Source organism: Lacihabitans soyangensis, assembly GCF_024343775.1.
GTDB lineage: Bacteria > Bacteroidota > Bacteroidia > Cytophagales > Spirosomataceae > Leadbetterella > Leadbetterella soyangensis.
This window is the reverse complement of record NZ_RJUF01000180.1, coordinates 1-19,626: the sequence shown is the minus strand read 5'-3', so window position 1 is coordinate 19,626 and position 19,626 is coordinate 1. Positions and strand designations below refer to the sequence as shown.

General features: G+C 36.4%; 16 protein-coding genes. 7 read left to right on the top strand and 9 right to left on the bottom strand.

Annotation, left to right across the window (positions count from 1 at the left end; translation table 11 throughout):
* The first annotated feature begins 40 nt into the window (after positions 1 to 40).
* From EGI31_RS18845 to EGI31_RS18825, 5 genes are all read left to right on the top strand, one after another.
* The gene (locus tag EGI31_RS18845; protein WP_255038706.1) at positions 41 to 616 is read left to right on the top strand and encodes a 30S ribosomal protein S16; all 576 of its coding nucleotides are present in this window, start codon (positions 41 to 43) and stop codon (positions 614 to 616) included.
* A gap of 65 nt (positions 617 to 681) precedes the next feature.
* Positions 682 to 1,212 carry a ribosome maturation factor RimM gene (gene rimM, locus EGI31_RS18840; RefSeq protein WP_255038705.1) on the top strand — a complete coding sequence of 177 codons (531 nt, stop codon included), beginning with the start codon at positions 682 to 684 and terminating at the stop codon, positions 1,210 to 1,212.
* Between the two features lie 5 nt (positions 1,213 to 1,217).
* Positions 1,218 to 1,895 carry a tRNA (guanosine(37)-N1)-methyltransferase TrmD gene (gene trmD / locus EGI31_RS18835; RefSeq protein ID WP_255038704.1) on the top strand — a complete coding sequence of 226 codons (678 nt, stop codon included), beginning with the start codon at positions 1,218 to 1,220 and terminating at the stop codon, positions 1,893 to 1,895.
* 88 nt (positions 1,896 to 1,983) lie between these two features.
* Entirely contained in the window at positions 1,984 to 4,587 is a 2,604-nt protein-coding gene (gene gyrA, locus EGI31_RS18830; protein ID WP_255038703.1) for a DNA gyrase subunit A, read from the top strand.
* A gap of 78 nt (positions 4,588 to 4,665) precedes the next feature.
* Complete coding sequence (locus tag EGI31_RS18825; RefSeq protein ID WP_255038702.1) at positions 4,666 to 6,078, top strand: tetratricopeptide repeat protein; 1,413 nt, start codon at positions 4,666 to 4,668, stop codon at positions 6,076 to 6,078.
* A 308-nt stretch (positions 6,079 to 6,386) separates the two neighbouring features.
* Here EGI31_RS18825 and EGI31_RS18820 read toward each other — a convergent pair whose 3' ends face one another.
* Complete coding sequence (locus EGI31_RS18820; protein WP_255038701.1) at positions 6,387 to 6,803, bottom strand: helix-turn-helix transcriptional regulator; 417 nt, start codon at positions 6,801 to 6,803, stop codon at positions 6,387 to 6,389.
* Positions 6,804 to 7,150: 347 nt separating this feature from the next.
* Complete coding sequence (locus EGI31_RS18815; protein ID WP_255038700.1) at positions 7,151 to 7,969, bottom strand: 2,3,4,5-tetrahydropyridine-2,6-dicarboxylate N-succinyltransferase; 819 nt, start codon at positions 7,967 to 7,969, stop codon at positions 7,151 to 7,153.
* A 388-nt stretch (positions 7,970 to 8,357) separates the two neighbouring features.
* Here EGI31_RS18815 and gap point away from each other — a divergent pair, with 388 nt between their 5' ends.
* Positions 8,358 to 9,368: a type I glyceraldehyde-3-phosphate dehydrogenase gene (gene gap / locus EGI31_RS18810; RefSeq protein ID WP_255038699.1), complete on the top strand. Its 1,011-nt coding sequence runs from the start codon at positions 8,358 to 8,360 to the stop codon at positions 9,366 to 9,368.
* A 35-nt stretch (positions 9,369 to 9,403) separates the two neighbouring features.
* Here the strand turns inward: gap and trmB are convergent, their stop codons facing one another.
* The 6 genes from trmB to EGI31_RS18780 are packed head-to-tail and all read right to left on the bottom strand — an operon-like array spanning position 9,404 to position 18,051.
* Positions 9,404 to 10,075 carry a tRNA (guanosine(46)-N7)-methyltransferase TrmB gene (gene trmB / locus EGI31_RS18805; RefSeq protein WP_255038698.1) on the bottom strand — a complete coding sequence of 224 codons (672 nt, stop codon included), beginning with the start codon at positions 10,073 to 10,075 and terminating at the stop codon, positions 9,404 to 9,406.
* 2 nt (positions 10,076 to 10,077) lie between these two features.
* Entirely contained in the window at positions 10,078 to 11,373 is a 1,296-nt protein-coding gene (locus EGI31_RS18800; protein ID WP_255038697.1) for a bifunctional folylpolyglutamate synthase/dihydrofolate synthase, read from the bottom strand.
* A gap of 5 nt (positions 11,374 to 11,378) precedes the next feature.
* Entirely contained in the window at positions 11,379 to 12,341 is a 963-nt protein-coding gene (locus EGI31_RS18795) for a hypothetical protein (RefSeq protein ID WP_255038696.1), read from the bottom strand.
* A gap of 12 nt (positions 12,342 to 12,353) precedes the next feature.
* Positions 12,354 to 13,340 (bottom strand): HU domain-containing protein, encoded by a 987-nt coding sequence (locus EGI31_RS18790; protein WP_255038695.1) that lies wholly within the window; start codon positions 13,338 to 13,340, stop codon positions 12,354 to 12,356.
* 13 nt (positions 13,341 to 13,353) lie between these two features.
* The gene (locus EGI31_RS18785; protein WP_255038694.1) at positions 13,354 to 15,057 is read right to left on the bottom strand and encodes a TonB-dependent receptor; all 1,704 of its coding nucleotides are present in this window, start codon (positions 15,055 to 15,057) and stop codon (positions 13,354 to 13,356) included.
* Positions 15,058 to 18,051, bottom strand: a complete 2,994-nt coding sequence (locus EGI31_RS18780) for a tetratricopeptide repeat protein (protein WP_255038693.1) — start codon at positions 18,049 to 18,051, stop codon at positions 15,058 to 15,060.
* Positions 18,052 to 18,208: 157 nt separating this feature from the next.
* On the opposite strand from EGI31_RS18780, the gene EGI31_RS18775 reads away from it, so the two are divergent.
* The gene (locus EGI31_RS18775) at positions 18,209 to 19,252 is read left to right on the top strand and encodes a M61 family metallopeptidase (RefSeq protein ID WP_255038692.1); all 1,044 of its coding nucleotides are present in this window, start codon (positions 18,209 to 18,211) and stop codon (positions 19,250 to 19,252) included.
* A gap of 30 nt (positions 19,253 to 19,282) precedes the next feature.
* Here the strand turns inward: EGI31_RS18775 and EGI31_RS18770 are convergent.
* Positions 19,283 to 19,626 (bottom strand): transposase (locus EGI31_RS18770; protein ID WP_255038691.1); only part of this gene is annotated, 344 nt, incomplete at its 5' end.

Here is a 19,626-nt window from a genome sequence, read left to right as displayed (position 1 = left end):
TAAAACAGGGACGGGTTCCCATTAATAAAATAACAAGCAAATGGCAGTTAAAATTAGATTAGCAAGAAGAGGTCGTAACAAAATGCCTATTTACGACATCGTTGTTGCAGATGCTCGTGCACCACGTGATGGTAGATTTATCGAGAAATTGGGTCAATACAACCCACATGCTACACCAGCAATCGTTACATTGAAAAATGACAGAGCTTTGTACTGGTTACAAGTAGGTGCTCAGCCAACAGATACTACAAGAAAAATCTTGAGTGTTAACGGTGTAATGTTCAAAAAACACCTTCAGATTGGTGTTGACAAAGGAGCTATAACTCAAGAGCAAGCAGATGCTAAGTTTGAGGCTTGGTCTAAAGCAAAAGAAGAAATTAGAACTCAGAAAATTGCTAAATTAAACTCTTCTAAAGAAGCTTTGAGATCTGCAGCATTTGATGCAGAACGTAAGAAAAAAGAAGACAAAGTGGCTGCAATAGCAAAAGCCGAAGCAGATTTAATCGCCGCTTCAGCTCCAGTTGTTGAAGAAGAGGTTGTAGCTGAAGAAACAGTAGCAGAAGAAACTCCAGCAGTTGAGGAAACAGCAGCTGAAGAAGCTTCTGCGGCAGAATAATTTGGCTTCATTAAGCATTTCATAATAATCCTCGCTCAACAGCGGGGATTTTTTTTAGTTAAAATATGCAAAAATCAGAATGTTTTTCGCTCGGTAAAATCACCAAACCTCACGGATTAAAAGGCGAGGTAACCATATGGTTAGATGTTGATATTCCTGAAAACTATATTGACCTAGATGGGCTTTTTTTAGAAATCAAAGGCCAATTGGTGCCCTATATTATTGAAGAATTGCAGATTAGAGGTAAGAAATCTATCGTCAAATTCGAAGATATAAATTCTATAGAAGCCACTGAACCTATAATCGATGCTGAGGCTTATTTGCCCATAAAAAAATTACCCAAACTTAAAGGCAAACAGTTTTACTATCATGAAGTAATTGGCTATCAAATATTTGATAATAATTCTCAGAAAGATTTAGGTGAGCTAAAAGCTATATATGAAAGTACAGGTCAAGACCTATTTGCTGTCGATATCAACGAAACTGAGGTTTTGATTCCTATCATCGATAATTTCTTAGATGCAGTAGACCATACCGAGAAGCGTATTCATGTTACCTTGCCAGACGGTTTATTGGATATTTATTTAAATCAATAAGATTTATGAAAATTGACATAATATCTTGCCAGCCAGGACTTATCGACGGTTTCTTCTCTCAATCGATTGTAAAAAATGCCATTCAGAATGGATTTGTTGAAATAAACACCCACGATTTACGAACCTTCGGTACAGGAAATTATCGCCAAATAGATGATTATCAATATGGTGGAGGTGCTGGTATGGTACTGATGATAGAGCCCCTTGCAAGACTCATAAGATCTTTACAGCAAGACACCATTTATGATCAGATCATATATCTAACACCCGACGGCAAAACACTCAACCAAAAAACAGTAAACACACTCTCACTTACGCAAAATCTACTGCTCATTTGTGGACATTACAAAGGTATTGACGAAAGAGTAAGAGAGCTTTTTGTTACCCAAGAAATCTCTATAGGCGATTATGTCCTTTCCGGCGGGGAGATAGCAGCGGCGGTACTTACAGATGCTATTGTGCGGCTTATACCAGGGGTTATAAATGACGAAACATCGGCCTTAACTGATTCATTTCAAGACGACCTGTTGGCACCTCCAGTATACACCCGTCCTGCTGACTTTGAAGGCACTAAGGTACCTGAGGTTTTATTGTCGGGAAATGAAAAACTCATCAACGAATGGAGGCTCGATAAATCCATTGAAAGAACTACCCTCCGAAGACCCGATTTATTGGCAAAATGATTGCATATTTTGAGAGAAATTTGTATTTTTGAAAGAAATTAAAAGAATCTTAATTACTAAATATTTTTAGAATCCTTCACCCCAATTTATGGCAGAAGAAAGCGAAAATCAAGAGTTAGGTGCCGGAATCCACGGTACCATTATCCCAATCAATATAGAGGATGAAATGAGGGGAGCATACATTGATTATTCAATGTCAGTGATTGTTTCCCGTGCATTACCAGACGTTAGAGATGGTTTTAAGCCCGTACACAGAAGAGTTCTTTATGGAATGTCCGAATTGGGCGTTTTTCATAACAGACCGTATAAAAAATCCGCACGTATAGTTGGAGAAGTTTTGGGTAAATATCACCCACACGGTGACTCATCCGTGTACGACACCATGGTAAGAATGGCCCAAGAATGGTCATTGAGATATCCCTTGGTGGACGGACAAGGAAACTTCGGATCGGTTGATGGCGACTCACCAGCAGCCATGCGTTACACAGAGGCACGTTTGCGTAGAATTGCTGAGGAAATGTTGGCAGATATCAACAAAGAAACGGTTGATTTCCAGCCCAATTTTGACGACTCACTCACAGAGCCTTCCGTTCTACCAGCTAGAATCCCAAACTTATTACTTAACGGAACATCTGGTATAGCGGTGGGTATGGCTACAAACATGGCTCCTCATTGTCTTAACGAAGTTGTGGATGGCATCACGGCCTACATTGAAAATCCCGAAATCGAAATAGAAGAATTGATGAACCACATCAAAGCTCCTGATTTCCCAACTGGAGGTATCATTTATGGTTACAGCGGTGTAAAATCTGCATTTGAAACTGGTAGAGGTAGAATCGTTATCAGGTCTGTTGCCAACTTTGAAGTTTCGAAAACTGGAAAGGAGCAAATAGTTGTGACTGAAATACCATATATGGTAAACAAGGCCAATATGATAGAAAAAACAGCTCAACTCATCAATGAGAAAAAAATCGAAGGTATTTCCGACCTAAGAGATGAATCAGATAGAGAAGGTTTGAGGATTGTATACGACCTTAAACGCGATGCTGTACCTAATGTAGTACTTAACAACCTCTACAAATATACCCAGCTTCAGTCTTCGTTCAGTATCAACAACGTAGCCTTGGTAAAAGGCAGACCAGTTACTTTAAATCTGAAAGATTTAATAAAGTACTACGTTGAGCACCGAATGGAGGTAATCACACGTAAAACACAGTATGAACTTAAAGAAGCTGAGAAAAGAGCCCACATTTTAGAAGGTTTACTGATTGCTTTGGACCATTTAGACCAAGTTATTGCCTTAATCAGAGGTTCAAAAGACCCAGATGAAGCCAGAGCAGGTTTAATGACCAACTTCAATTTGTCCGAAATTCAAGCCAGAGCAATTCTCGACATGAGATTGCAGAGATTAACCGGACTTGAGCGTGATAAAATCACAGAAGAATATAAGCAAATCAAAGAATTGATAGATGAACTAAACGCCATTTTGGCTTCTGAAGAAAAGAAAAAAGACATCATAAAGTCTGACCTTCAAGACCTTAAGACCAAATTTGGTGATCCTCGTAGATCAAAAATTGAAATGGTGGGAGGGGAGTTCAATATCGAAGATATGATTCCTGATGATGAAATGCTTGTAACGGTTTCAAGTCAGGGCTATATCAAAAGAACTAACCTGGCCGAATACAAAACCCAGGGTAGAGGCGGTACTGGCTCAAGAGGTGTTAAAACCAAAGATGAAGACTACACGGAACACTTGTTTATGGCCACTAACCATAATTATCTTTTATTCTTCACAGAAAAAGGTAAGTTGTTTTGGTTAAGGGTATTCGAAACCCCAGAAGGCAACAAAACCTCGAAAGGAAGAGCAATTCAGAACCTCATTAACATTGAGTCAGATGATAAAATCAAGGCCGTTCTGAATGTGAAAACATTGACAGATGAAGATTATATCAAAAATAATTACATCGTAATGTGTACCAAAAAAGGTACTGTCAAGAAGACATTGCTGGAGCTTTACTCACGTCCTCGTCAAAATGGTATTATAGCTATCAACATTAACGATGGAGATACACTGATAGATGTAGCTTTGACCAATGGTAACGACTACATCATTATTGCAGCAAGCCAAGGTAAGGCCGTAAGATTCCATGAGGCCGGAATCAGACCAATGGGACGTGGTGCAACAGGGGTAAGAGGAATTTCACTCGCTGACAATGATTACGTAATAGGTATGATTTGTGTTGGTAGAGAAGACGCTCAACTTCTGGTTGTTTCAGAAAACGGATTTGGAAAGCGTTCTGACATTGAAGACTATAGAATTACTTCAAGGGGAGCAAAGGGTGTTAAAACGCTCAATATCACGGATAAAGTGGGCAATTTAGTGGCTATCAAAGAAGTAACTGACGAAGACGACCTAATGATCATTACAAACAGGGGAATTGCCATCAGAATTCATGTTTCAGACCTGAGAATCATGGGTAGGAACACCCAAGGAGTGAAACTCATCAAACTAAGTGATAAAGATGGTATAGCCTCCGTAACAAGGATTGTGAGAGAAGATGATGAAGAAATAGTAGAAGGAGAAGCAACCGTGATAGAAGAAGGTACAAGTCCAATAGTTGGGGATTCGACACCTGAAAACAATGCAGAAGAACCGTCTGATGAAGAATCATCTGAGGAAACAGAAGATTAATGAATTGTTAATTTAAAAAAGAAAATAAACCAAGTAGTATTTTTAAGTCTAATGATAAACAAAACTCGATATCAAAAAATGAAAAAACTTATTTTAGCATCGTTCGTAGGGTTTACGGCCCTCAATGCATCAGCTCAGGCAGATCCTATGAAAGAACTAGCCTGTAAAGGATATGTCGATGCAGTAGAAAAGGGTCTAAAAAACACCCAAAACGCCAAGCAAAGTGTAAAAAGTGCAACATGGGTCAAGTTAGGCGATGCCTATTTGGATCTTGGTCGTAATTGTACCTCTGATTCTATGGCAACTCAAAAAGCCTACGATACTTATGTAAAAGCTTTGGAAGTAGAAAAAGCAGCCGGTGGTAAGAAGACCAAAGAAATAGAAGATATACTCAAGTCTAAAGCTTTAGGTGATGGATTTTTACAGCAAGGAGCTGCCTATTACAATTCGAAAAACATGGTAATGGCCAGTAAATTCTTTGGTCAAAGTTCAAGAATTAATGATAAAGATTCTACAGCTGCATTGTATGCAGGAATAGTTGACCAATCCTTAGGCAATAACACCGCGGCTATTCAAAGCTTCAAGACTTATTTTGCGAATGGAGGAAAAGACCCAGCTGTTTTCTACAGCTTGGCTCAAATTTATAAAATTGAGAAAAAATTCGCGGAAGCTGTAGAAATATTGAAAAAAGGATCTGAAATTCATCCGAATGATAAAGATTTGAAAAATGAAATTATCAATACTTATATTTCTTCAAATAATATTGAAGGAGCCATCATTGATTTGGAGAAGATGGTTGCTGCTGATGGCGGAAAGAACAGCATGAATATGTCTAACCTAGCTCTTTTGTACGATAGCAAGGCTCAAGAATTAAACAATGAGATACAAAAAATTAGAGACCAAGTTTCTAAAGGAAGTACAGCAGACTTAGAAAAGAAACTTGCATCTGAGAAAGATAAACTTTCTGTTTACGAAGGCGAAATAGCTACACTTACAGCTAAAATGAAAAAGGAACCAAAAACAGCTGCCGCCACGAAGAAGAGAATTGCGGAAGTAACTAGCCAGAAAGTTGCGATAGAGGAGGGTATAGCTAAAATAAGTAGTGAAATTGAAAGCAAGAAAGCTAGTATGTCGGGTAATTCGGACATTGCAAAACTTCCAGCTCTAGAGGCAAAATTTAAGGAGAACAAAGACAAAGCTCTTTCATATTACAAGAGAACCTTAGAAATGGATCCGAACAATTATGATGCGAATTTCAATTTGGCAGTTCTTTATTTCAATGAGGCGGTTGAAACAAAGAAAGCAGTGGATGCAATGGATATGAAAACATATCAAACGCAAGGTGGTAAAGAAATAGATTTGAAAGTATGTCAACAATTCGCTGCATCGAAACCTTATTTCGACAAGTGTAAATCTTTGAAAGCAGACGATGATTTGGTTTTGGAGAATTTGAAAAACTTAGAAAGAATCCTAGAGCAGTGCAATAAATAATTAGTGTTCTGTAATAGACTTATAAAGGCCACTCTAAAAGGGTGGCCTTTAATTCAAAAGTACTATTTAACATAATATAAATTATATAACAAAAAATGAATATAATCAAATACGTGATATTGATAGTACTTTCAGTAATAATTGAAAATTATTACAATGTAAAAAGACAAGTAATTTAAGCCATTCAGAAGTTCCCCCTAAGCAAGGAAAATAGTTAAGTGTTACGAAGCTTCCCATGAAATTAACAAAATGTAAAATATTAAAAAAGGAAACTATGATCGATCATTGTAGGAATTGTCAATCACATCTTAAGAAGGATCAAAAGTGCTAAACGTGTTATCAGTATAAAACACAACAATCTTTTGTATTGTTTTATTACCATTTTTAAACGCCTGAGAATTCAATATTTCTGTATCATTGTCAGGCGATTTATTTTCATTCGATTCTCGAGAAGAATAAAAACTGCTAAATAGTGCGTTAAAATCTTTATTTTTAACGATTTGAGCCACAATATCCATATCCAATTCTTCATCGTCTGAGATCCAATTGAAGCCTAATTCGGGGAATTTAGAGACAATTTTTTGTATTATCTCTAAACTGGCTTTATTTCTACCAGAAAGTATATGACTAATGATTGGTCGATTCACACCAATGTAATCCGCAAACCTTGTTGAGGTTAAACCAAGACCAATAATAAGTGATTCTATCTTTTCTCTGAGGCTCATATTTACAAAAGTAAACTATTCAAAATTAACAACTGTTAATATTTTAAACAAATGTAAATACTAAAATTTACATTTGCAAATTTAACCAAAATAACATTTGTAAACTTGTAACTTACTGATAAATAGTACTATATGACTATTCTAAGATTTGAAAAAAGCTCAGAAAATTTAAGAAAAAAAAATTCTAGAAAAGATTTGGAAGTTAGTTTAAAACCAATTTACATTTGTGTGACTTACATGCTATCACTAATAACATCGTGCTACACAATCCGTTCAATAAATAACAAAAAAGGGCATCAACGAATTGATTGCCCTTTTTTTAATTGCTCCAAAGTAAACTAAAAGACTTATACAGTTACGTTATTTTCTCTTAAAGCCTCATTAAGTGAAGTTTTAAGGTCTGTACTTTCCTTTCTTTTACCAATAATCAAAGCACATGGCACCCCGTAATCGCCTGCAGGGAATGATTTTGTGATTGTCCCAGGGATAACCACCGAGTTTTCAGGAACAAAACCGATGTATTGAACCGGCTCTGGACCAGTTACATCAATTATCTTTGAACTTCCAGTAATAGTCACCCCAGCCCCAAGAACAGCTCTCTTTGAAATATGGGCACCCTCTACAACAATACATCTTGAACCAATAAACGCTCCGTCTTCAATAATCACTGGTGAAGCTTGTGCTGGCTCAAGTACGCCTCCTATGCCTACACCACCACTCAAATGGACATCTTTACCGATTTGTGCACAGCTACCTACCGTAGCCCATGTATCAACCATAGTACCGCTATCTACATATGCTCCAATGTTTACATAGCTTGGCATCAAGATTACACCAGGAGCTATATAAGATCCGTAACGGGCAACAGCTGGAGGAACTACCCGAACTCCCAAAGCTTTGTAATTATTTTTTAATTGCATTTTATCGTGAAATTCAAAAATTCCAACTTCTTGAACTTCCATATGCCTTAATGGGAAATACAAAATAATCGCTTTCTTAACCCATTCGTTAGTAATCCACTTGTCTTCACTATTTTTATTAGCAACGCGTAATTCGCCGTCGTTTACTAATTTGACTATCTCATTGATTGCATTTACTACTGAAGCATCTTTAAGAAGCTCACGATTTTCCCACGCTGCCAAAATTACCTTTTCTAGTTCTTCCATTTGTAAAAATTATAGAAATTATTTATTGATTAAAACTCAGCCAAAAATGATTTAAAATACTGATTTTGTACCGTTAATACCTTGAAAAACAACTAAATGTTGAATTCTGGAAATTATAGATTACTAAGCCGAATTTTATTCTGTTTTGTGCTTTTAAAATACAAATATAAAAAAAGAGCATTAGTAATTCTCGTTAGTATTTAAGTAATTTATTTACTAATGTGACTAATACCCTCTCCCCTCTTTAGCAATTGCATTAATCAGGATTTTAATTGTAAATTCTTGTACTCTACTCACCGTTTTTTTTAATTTCTTAGGTCTTAAATTGTTATTGGTTTATATTATTTATAATTTTGCATATCTTTTTTTTACAAAAAAATTATAACGAATGAAGAACGTCAAAGTAGCAATTAATGGTTTTGGTCGCATTGGTAAACTAGTTTATCGTCAGATTTACAACATGGAAGGTATAGATGTAGTAGCCATCAACGATTTAACTAGCCCTAAAACATTGGCTCATTTACTTAAGTACGATACTGCTCAAGGTCGTTTCGATGAGAAAGTTGAAGCAACCGACAGTGCGATAATCGTAAATGGTGAGACAATTAATATTTATGCACAAAGAGATCCTTCGTTGATTCCTTGGGGTGAGCATGATGTTGATGTAGTTTTGGAATGTACAGGTTTCTTCACAAGCGTTGAGTCTGCCTCGGCACACTTAAAGGCTGGAGCTAAGAAAGTTGTAATTTCTGCTCCTGCAACTGGTGATTTGAAAACAATCGTTTTCAACGTAAACCATGATGTTTTGGATGGCTCTGAAACTATTATTAGCGGTGCGTCTTGCACAACCAACTGTTTGGCTCCAATGGCACAAGTATTGGAAAAGGAGTTTGGTATAGTAAACGGTTTAATGACCACTGTACACGCTTACACAAATGACCAAAATACGCAAGATTCTCCTCACGCCAAAGGCGATTTGAGAAGAGGTAGAGCTGCTGCACAAAATATTGTACCGAATAGTACAGGTGCTGCGAAAGCAATAGGTTTGGTATTGCCAAGTCTGAAAGGCAAATTAGACGGTTCTGCTCAAAGGGTTCCTACACTTACAGGATCTCTTACAGAATTGACAGCTATCGTAGGTAAAAACACCACCGCAGCTGAAATCAATGCCGCAATGAAAGCAGCTGCTAATGAAAGCTTTGGGTATACTGAAGATGAAATAGTAAGTAGCGACATAATCGGAATCAGCTATGGATCTTTATTCGATGCAACACAAACTAAGGTTTCATCTGTTGGAGATACACAATTGGTTAGAGTAGTTAGCTGGTATGATAACGAAATGTCTTACGTTTCACAATTGGTTCGTACGGTTAAGTATTTTGCAGGATTGATTAAATAATCTTTCTACGAATATAGTTCATAAAAAAAAGCCTCTTATGAGGCTTTTTTTATGAGTTTTGCTTTGAGGTAATGAATAGTTGCACCCTTTTCATTGAACAATTTCTCATAATGTGTCACGATGTCATAATGCCCCTCTTTTAATTCAGAGTTATATAAATCGTGTGTATAATCCAGCAGTTCAAAATCTGAGTCAGCCTTAATAACTTCAAGTGAATAATCAAAAAGAAACTCACTGTCGGTCTTCAAATGGAAAATACCTTCGTTTTTTAAGTAAATTTTATACGAATTCAAAAATTTCTGATTAGTAAGCCTTCTTTTCTCTTCTTTATCTCTTGGTTGTGGATCTGGATGTACTAACCATAGCTCGTCAATTTCTTCAGGCTCAAAGAACTCGTCTAGGTATTGTATTCCAGTTCTCAGAAAGGCCACATTTGACAAATTCAATTCCATGGCTTTTTTACTTCCCCTGGCTATCCTGTCGCCTTTTATATCAACTCCAATAAAATTAATTTCAGGAAATTGCTTGCTCAATCCGACAGTATACTCTCCTTTTCCACATGCCAATTCAACAGTGATGGGATTGGCATTTTTAAAAAAGACTTCGTTCCATTTTCCTTTTATCGAGGTATAGAGTTCCTTACCTCTTTCTATGACATTATCTGCCATAGTATTGTGCTCAAATCGATGTTGTTTCTTTCTTGACAAGTCTATAAATTGTTTAATTCTGCTACTAAATACGTACTTCCACCAACAAAGATAATATCTTTTGGGTTAGCGATGGTTTTAACATGGTTTAAGGCCTCGTTTACATTGTTGTAAATAGTTGAATCCAAACCATATTTGATCGCCTCAGTTTGCAGGTCTGACGGCGAATGTGCCCTAAATGAATCAAAAGTTGTAAAGTAATAGTAAGCATCTTGAGGAAATAAGGTCAAAACTTTTTCCAAATCTTTGTCTTTTACAAAGCCCAAAACAAAATGTAATTTGGCCTTATTGAAGTCAGATAATTTCTTAATCGTAACTTTTAAGGCATGCTCGTTGTGCCCTGTATCACATATTATCAACGGCTCTCTACCTAAAATCTGCCATCTACCTTTCAATTGTGTATTTTTCACCACATTTTTGAAGCCACCAGAAAGATTTTTCGGAGATATTTGAAATCCTAATTTTATTAGTAAATTCACACTTGCCATTACCCCGATAATATTTTTCTTTTGATATTCCCCAACCAGACCAGACTGAATTTCATACACATCATCGGTATTTTTGTCTTTTAACTTGAGCTGCAGAACCTCCAAATCACTCTTCTCGGCGAGGATTTCAAATTTTTCGAAGGCGGAAATAAGCTCTGTATTCTTCAAATGGGCCTCAGATTGAAACACGGGAAAGGTTTCGGTATGAAACTCTGATATAACTACTGGGATTGACGTTTTAATAATTCCAGCTTTCTCATAGCCTATCTTTGATAATGTATCACCTAGAATATCCATGTGATCGTAACCAATATTAGTAATCAATGACAGAATCACATTGCTAATTATATTAGTAGAATCATATCTTCCTCCAAGTCCGACCTCTATCACGGCAATTTCAACTTTTTCTTGACTAAAAAGCTTAAAAGCTAAAGCGACTGAGAGTTCGAAAAATGAAGGATTTATTTTTTTAATTAATTCTAAGTGATTCTCAACGAAGTCCACTATAAAGGATTCTTGCACCATCTGTCCGTTTATACGGAACCTTTCTCTGAAGTCTTTTAGATGCGGCGACGTGTAAAGACCAACTTTATATCCACTTTCTATCAATATCGAGGCCAGAAAGTGCGAACTACTTCCCTTTCCATTTGTTCCTGCTATATGAATACTTTTGAAGTCATTTTGTGGGTTACCCAATGCCTCTAACAATTCTGAAATATTGGTGAGTTTGGGTTTAATGGCTTTTTTGCCGATTTTTTGAAATACTGGTAGCTGAGAATACAAGTACTCAATCGTTTCTAAATATGTCATGGCGGTTATGCTCCTCTCGTAATATTTATGGTAATTGTACCATTGGAGTTTCCATTCGGATTTCCTTCAGGAATAAGATTTGCTTTTAATTTTCTTTTTATTTGCTCTTTGTAATAGTTTGTTATGGACGGACTTAGTGAGCTTTCTTGAACAGAAATTGCAATCACCTCGCCTGTTTCGTCAATAACTACTTTAAATCTAATTCTTCCAGTTTCACTAGAATTATCTTTAGGGATGTTAAGCGGACCTTTATTTTTCCAACCTGAGATGCTCACTGACGCACCACTACTACCACCTCCCTTGCCCGGGTTACCATATAAACTTTTTCCGTCTAAAGTTCCCCTTGGGTCGCCTTTGTCTCCTACTTCACCGGGTTTACCGTCTCCATTGTTATTTCCACCCACTCCAGACCGAGTACCAGTAGTTCCGTTTGATCCTGAAGTACCAGAGGTCGGTTTTTTGAATAGAGATCCATTGTCAACCGTACGTTGTGGTTGAGGTGGTGTAGGATTGGTGGCTGGTTTAGCAGTAGTTGTTGTTTTGGATGTTTCTAATGAGGGTTTAGCACTTGGTTTTACGGTTTCTGAAGGCTTTTTAACTGTGACTTTAGAATCTTCATCCGCTGTCAATATTTTTGAGGGTGCAGGTGGAGTCTTCACTGCCGGTGCAACTGGCTTGGGTTCAACGACTTTTGTTGGCGTTGGTTTACTAACCACTTTATTTTCAGCTGGTTTTACATCATAGTTATTTTTTGATGGATTAGCTTTGTTTGTGGTTTGAATATCACCAGACCCTACTAAATCTACTCCATAGTTTAGATCTACTCCCAATGCAATGGGCTCAGCAACAGGCTCATAGGCTATTTTTATTAAATATAGTGATAACAAAATAAAAGCATAAAGTACAACGCTTATACCCGCAGCTTTGGCCTGGTACTTATCTTTCTCGATATCGTTAAATGTTTCCACAATCAATAATCTTTAATTATTCTCATAAACGGCTTTTTCGCCGGTTAATTGTTCAATTTTTTTCACAAACTCATCAGCTTGTTCCTCTGAACTTGCCGTAACAAATAGTTTGTATTTACCACCGAAGCGTCTAACTCGAGCAGGAATTCCGTTTTCGGCTAAGTATGCTGCTAAATTATCAACATTTTCCTTCACCTTAAAAATTCCAATACCTACGATATGGCTCTTTCGGGACGAATCTTGTCTATCGTTTTCACTTCTTTCTGATTTCTTCTTGGTTTCTGTTCTTTCATTGTCTTTTTTAGAAATCACTCTTTCATCTTCTAATGCAACATCAGAATCAGAAAGTATTTCTTTTTGAAGATTAGACAAGGAATCAATCTCCTCAACCATATTCTTTTTCTCAGACTTTTTGTTGAGTGGTTTTATGAAAATGGTATATGCCAAAGTGCTTGTAATAATAAACAAAGGCACCAGGTACAATAGAAGTTTTAAATAGTTTTTGGGTTTAGAGGACAAGAATTCTTTTGGTTCTGCCTCAAATTCTTCTTTAACATAGCTATTATTAAATTCTTTCTCGACCAAATTACTAACTACTGCCTTTGGATTTTCAACAACTTCTACAAGATTTTCAGGCCTTCTTTCTGGATAAAAAACTATTTCTTGATTTTCGTTTTTGTAAAAAGTACCAAGACTTTCCCACTCAAACTTATTATTAAGTACCAAACTAGACCTAAAATGATTGAGAAATTTGTAATAATTTGATTTTACAAGTTCTATGGGAAGATTGAGATTTTTAGAAAGCAATCCGAATAATTTGTCGTCTACATCTCTATCAATCAAATGATTAAACACCAGTGACCTTGTCGGCAAAATGATTTCTCCGGTTTTATCGAAATAAGGTTTTGAATAATCAGCTAGAAATGAACCAATGCCCGGCAAGACTAAGAAATCCTGCTCTTGGATAAAATGGTGTATATCATGCTGAATGCTATGCATTTATTAGTAAAATTTATAAGGCTACGTTTATGCCTGCAACAAAGTTAAGCCCCAATTGCGGATAATTGTAATATCTCTGATAATTTTGACCTACAATGTTGTTTAATTTTACAAAAGCTGAGAATTGTTTGCTGAATAAATAGGTAAATTCGGCATTCACATCAATTATATCTTTCAGTTTTACTGGCTGATTCAACTCCAAGTCCTTGGCATAAATACCTGAAATATAATATAAATCAACAGACGACACTAGTTTATTGGTTAGCGTAAAAGTATTACCCCATCTGCTAGTAAACGCAGGCCGATGATAAGGTTTTGTGAATTTTACGGTCTCGTAATAGTTGTAGTCTAGTTTTAAGTTAGATTTCCAATTTTCAAAATTTGAATACCCTATTTCAGCCGAAACATTTACGAAGTCTGTGATTGCATCTTCATACTCAGCTTGAAACTTGGTCACGCTTATTGGCTGGCCAGCAGGAGTGTCTGTTAAACCTTCGTATTTATTGAAAAAATAAAGATTTTCGTATTTCCCATAAGAGATTTTGGTGTTGAAACTGATACCACTGTACAACTCTCCACGGCTACCGATATAAAAATCTTGATTTTTATATGTATTTTTCAAGTTAACTGCCTGAACAAGAAACGGGTTTTCATTCAGAAAAGAATGCAAAGTATTTCTAATGATATCGCCATCAAAACCGATAAAAAAGTAAGTTAATGAAGGTGTTTTATAAGATATGGAGGCTGTAGGAAATCCTTTGGTTGTATTTATTCTTTCTATTTGTTCGTATTCGTTAACCGCTTTGTAGCCAATTTTGGCCGAAATTCTCCCAAAATCGAATCGGAAAGCTGGTTCAACTCTATAAAGATTACGTTTTCTGACATTATCTAACTCAAAGTAATTATCTGATCGTTGGGTCAAATATGCCTCTCCAGCCACGAGAGCCGTTACTTTATCTTCTACCAAAGGAAAATACGCCTTAAATTGAGTTCCCCAATCAATTTCTGAGGCTTTATAAAAATCAGAAAGTGTTTTTATGCCTGTTGTTAACGAATAATCCACTTTTGGTTTTGGGTTGGTATTTTCAAACGAAGCCGTGAAATTGTACAAATTTACCCTTTGTCTGAGGTCTTGTTGGGTATAGTCATTTTGTGTAAGCGTATCATAACCATAGAAATAGTAACCACGATTTTCATAGCCCATATCCAACTTCAATTCATAGTTTTTTTGATGATATTTGCCATCAACAGAAATCTTGCTCAGTGAAGTGGCAGAGTTTTCGGCATCAATTGGTCCACGTTTTGTTGAATTATGAAGACCAGATATGCCGTAAACAAACTTTTTGTTTTGATCGGAATTGATATACGTTTCAGCATATATACGACCGAAATTACCCAGACCCACTTTGAAATAGTTCTTGTAACCTATCACATCTTCGTTGGTGCTTTTTTTCGAAACAGGACTTACCACATTGGGAACAAACTTCGTTTCTTCAACTGCTGTAGGTTTGCGGTCAAAAAAAGCATAAGACATCTTCTTTTCCTTCTTATCGGTAACTACAGGGGGTATCTTATCAATGATTCTGTTGGCTTTTGGCAAAACCACTTCTCTGTCTTTGGTTATATTTATTTCCTCATTTACCACCGGTTTCTGCGAAAAAGCATAGGTGGAAATGAAGCTCAGAACTATTATGGTTTTAAAATGCTGAATTTTCATTTATTTGATGGCTTTTAATTTTTGTTTAGCTGTTTCTATAGTCTCTTTGTTTTCTGAGTTCTCAATAATGGAATTCAAAGTGGCCTTTGCCATAAAACTGTCGTCTTTGGCTTGATAGTTATCGGCGATAAGTAAAAACGCCTTTTCGTACCAATAAACAAAATCTGAAAAATAATTAGCGAGCTCTTGAAGTGATTTTATGGAGGCGTCGTATTGTTTCTGTTTGTAGAGCATATCTCCAAGGTAGTACTTGGCTTCGGCACCTGAGACGTCTTTTGCAAGTGCTATAACGGCTTCAAAGCCCGTTTTGGCATCAGTAAACTCTTTTTTCTGCATGTGGGCTTTCGCCTTGAAGAGCATTGCTCTGTTTTTCGCTCCCAGAACGGTATTTCCACCTTCCTGAATAACTTTTGAACTGTATTCGATTACTTTATCGTAAGTTCCTTTAAAGTAATACGATTTTATCAATCCTTCTTGTGCTAGAATAATCTCTCTTTGATTTGAGGTAGAACCAACCACTTGTAAGTAACTCTGAATGGCCTCTTCATAATTTTGGTTTTCGTAATTAATAGAACCAGCTCTCATGGCAGATTTGGTCAAATATTCTACCTGATTGGCCAAAACTATCTCGTTGTAATATTTGAGGGCATCTTTTTTGTTTCCAAGTAAGTAATATGATTCTGCCAACAAGAAATTTGCCTCGCTTGCAGAAGTACTCGTTGGATATGCCTTTAAGTAACTTTGAAGTGAAAGAATCGCCTTGTCGTATTTTTCAGCATAAAATAGATCCTTAGCTGAGTCAAACTGAAGGTTTTGAACAGAACTACCTCCTGGACTGTTGGTTTTAAACTGTTCGGCTATTTCGAAGAACTCTTCACTCCTATTGGTAGCATTCAAAGATTCTCTAATACCTAAAAGTGCTTCTTCGGCAAACTCTGTTTTTCCAAATTTATTGATAATTACCTTATAATCAGCTATAGCTTTGTCGTGGCTATCAATATTTGAAAACGAAAGAGCCCTTTTAAGCAAAACCTGAGGAACCAAAACACTGTTCGGTTTTTTCCTCAATAAATCAGTAAAAATAGAAACTGCCGCGGCATAGTTGCTTTTATCCATTTCTAAGACTGCGTTCTGAAACAAGGCATCATCAATTAGTCTGGAAGAGCTGAATGTTTTACTAAACTTCTCAAAAACCTCTTTTGATTCACTGTCACGTCCTAAAAACTTCAGCGTGAGTCCTTTTTGGTACATGGCGTAGTCTTTGTCGGTTTTGTTGGTTTGAAGAGCTAAATCATAGCTTTTAAGAGCTTGGCCGTAATCTTTATTCGCTAAAAAACAATCTCCTAGCCTAACCAAGGCGTCTTCGTAGTTTTGAGAGAGACTCATTTCGCTTTTTGCTTTTGTCCTAAATTCCTCGAAAAAACCTTGGGCTTTTTTATAATTCTTCTGATTGTAAAACAAATAACCCAAACTATATAAGCTCTTTAACCGTAATTTGTTGTCGGAAGAATTTAATAGTTCACGATATAATTCTTCAGTTTCAGGCTTTTCTAACTGATAATTAGATTCGGCCTTCCAGAATTTAGCCTGCAGAGCCAAATTACTATTGATGGGTTTGCTCAATGACTTATTAAAATATGTAATCGCAGATTCGAATTTTTCGAGATTAAAATCGAGAACACCTTGGTTGTAACACAGTTTTTGGTAAGCTTCATCTATTTTTGTGGTTCTTCTTGTAAGACCTTCAATATAGGTAATGGCCGATGCGTAGTTATTAGTCTCAAAAAGAATTTCGCTAAGAAGTTCATTGGTTTCATCTATGTACTTACCGTTTGGATAAGTCTTTATATATGCCTGAAGATCGGTTATAGCCTGTTGGTTATTTCCTTTCTCCACCAAAACCTTTATGTGATTATAGTTGGCTTCTTCTTGTATAGCTTTATCAAAATTTTGTTTACGTGCGGCATCAAAAGCCGCCATGGCTGAGTTTAAATCCCCACCTCTAAGAGAAGCTATTCCTAAATAATAGGCAGATTGCTGACCAAGTTCGGTATTTGCAGCAGCCAAATTTTTAAATAGTAAAGCTGCTTTTTCATAATTTTCAACTTTGTAAAGGCTGTATGCATGGCGGAAAGTCACTTGATCAGAAATAGTTCCTCGTCTAAAGCCCTTGAATTTCTCGTAATAAGCTGCAGCTTTTTCAAAATTGTTTTCGAAGAAATGAACCTCAGCCGTCAAAAGACATAGTTCGTCGATTTTTCTGCCGTTAGGATTGGCTATAATCGGTTCGGCATAGCTCAGCAATTCATCATATTTTTTCTGACGATAGAGAATCTGTGCAATCCAGTTTGGCACCTCTGTCTTGTAAGGATTTACATTCTCCACCCTTTTCAAGTCAATAATAGCCAAATCGTAATTTTCATTTTGGAAATTGATGACTGCTGCATAATAGGCTGCATTGATGGCATTGGGGGCCACTGTTCCCTTAACATAATCAAATTGCTTTAGGGCATTCTTAAAATCCTTTAATTGATAATAAGACAATGCAAGCTGGTAGCGAATTTCGTATGTATCTAAATTGTCCTGACGATTGGCCAAGGCCTTTTCAAAGTACTTTATTGCACCTTCGTAGTCTCCTTTATTAAAAAAGCTTTTCGCCAAATCATTGAAAATCAACTTAGCTTTGGGATGTTCGTGATTTTTTACGACGAAACGCTCCACTTCTATGTCAGCATCTTTGGCTTGCGAATACAAAGAAGACAATGCAGAATAATACTCAGCATTTGCTATATTGAATTTGTTGGGATTAAGCGACTTCTCAGAAAGCGAAACATACGTGTGTAATTCCTTTCTTGCGGCTGAGTAGGCTTTTTTTTCGAATAACTCTATACCATTGTTATAGTGGGCCTCTAATTGGGTATAGCTTAGGGTGTTTTGGGCTGAAATTTGATGAGCTATTAATCCGAAGAATATTATCAGGAATTTGATTTTCATAAGGGATTTTTTCTAGTAAAATTTGTCAAATTTAGGAAATTGTTCGCTTTTTTTCTCAAAAAGCCAATTCTAAATCTCTCAATAAACATTTTTTTGGTACAAAACGTCTAAAAAAATTAAAAATTGTAGTTTTGTATAAAATCAAAATTTTTCATCAATGAAATCAAAGAATCTCGCTTTTTTGCTCCTTTTCCTCTCATTTGGAACAAGTTATGCCATTTCAACGTATAAATCAGAACCCCTAAAAAACACTAGTATGACCTACGAATTGTCCATGCCAGAGCCGAACACTCATTATTTTGAAGTTAAAATCGAACTCAATTTGGCTGATAAAACAGAATTCAAAGACTTTGTTGATTTTAAAATGGCAACTTGGACCCCAGGTTCCTACCTCATTCGGGAATACGCAAAAAATGTAGAGGGTTTTGAGGCAAATTCTCCAAAGGGAAGGCTCAAATATCAAAAAACCTCTAAAAATACCTGGAGGGTATTTTTTGGAAATACCCCAAAAATTGAGGTAAAATACCGAGTTTATGCCTACGAACTTAGTGTAAGAAATGCCCACCTAGACGATTCACATGGCTATGCCAACGGTGCAGCAGTTTTTATGTTTGTAAAAGAACTTATGAACCAAAAATCACATTTAGAGGTAATTCCTCATAAATCATTCTCTAAGGTGTCTGTGGCCTTGCCAATGGTTTCGAAAAATAAATTTGAGGTTCAAGATTTTGACACCTTGGTGGATAGCCCAATCGAAATCGGGAATCAGGATATTATAGAATTCGAAAGTATGGGCGTGAAACATACCATTGCCAATTATTCGGTAAAACCACTAAACTATGACAAAAAACAAGTGTCGGCAGACTATAAGAAGGTAGTTGAGGCCGCAGCGAGTGTTTTCGGCGGAAAACATCCCTGTAAAGAATATCTTTTCATTGTACACCATGCAGAAGGTATTGGCGGTGGTTTGGAGCATTTGAATTCAACAACTTGTCAGACGAGTCCAGGAGCCTATGAAAACCGAGATAAATATATTGGTTTTTTAGGATTGATAGCCCATGAGTATTTCCATCTTTGGAACGTTAAAAGGCTTCGTCCAGTAGCACTTGGACCCTTTGATTATGAAAATGAAAATTATACCAATATGCTGTGGGTATCTGAGGGCTTTACGTCGTATTATCAAAACGATATACTTCGATAGCTAACTTAAATCCAAATATTTTCTTTAAAATTATGCTGCTCTTTTATAAACATATTCTGGATTAAAAGGTGTTTTAGTTCTTACAACTGCATACATCTGATGAATCAATTTGTTTTTCACATTATTCATTGCCACAAAACCTTTCTTTCCTTCTTTTTTCTTTCGGTCAAAATATTCCTTCATTTGCGGGTTAAACCGTATGGCTGCCATTGCTGCTATATGAAAAATGCCTTTTAGCTGCTTATGAGAATAACAATTGACGTGAAAACCACCGTTAATACTACTTCCAGAGCTTATTTCAAATGGAGCAACTCCTGCCAAAGAGGCAAATTTACGAGCATTAAATTCCTCTGAAAAGTTCCTGGAATATACAA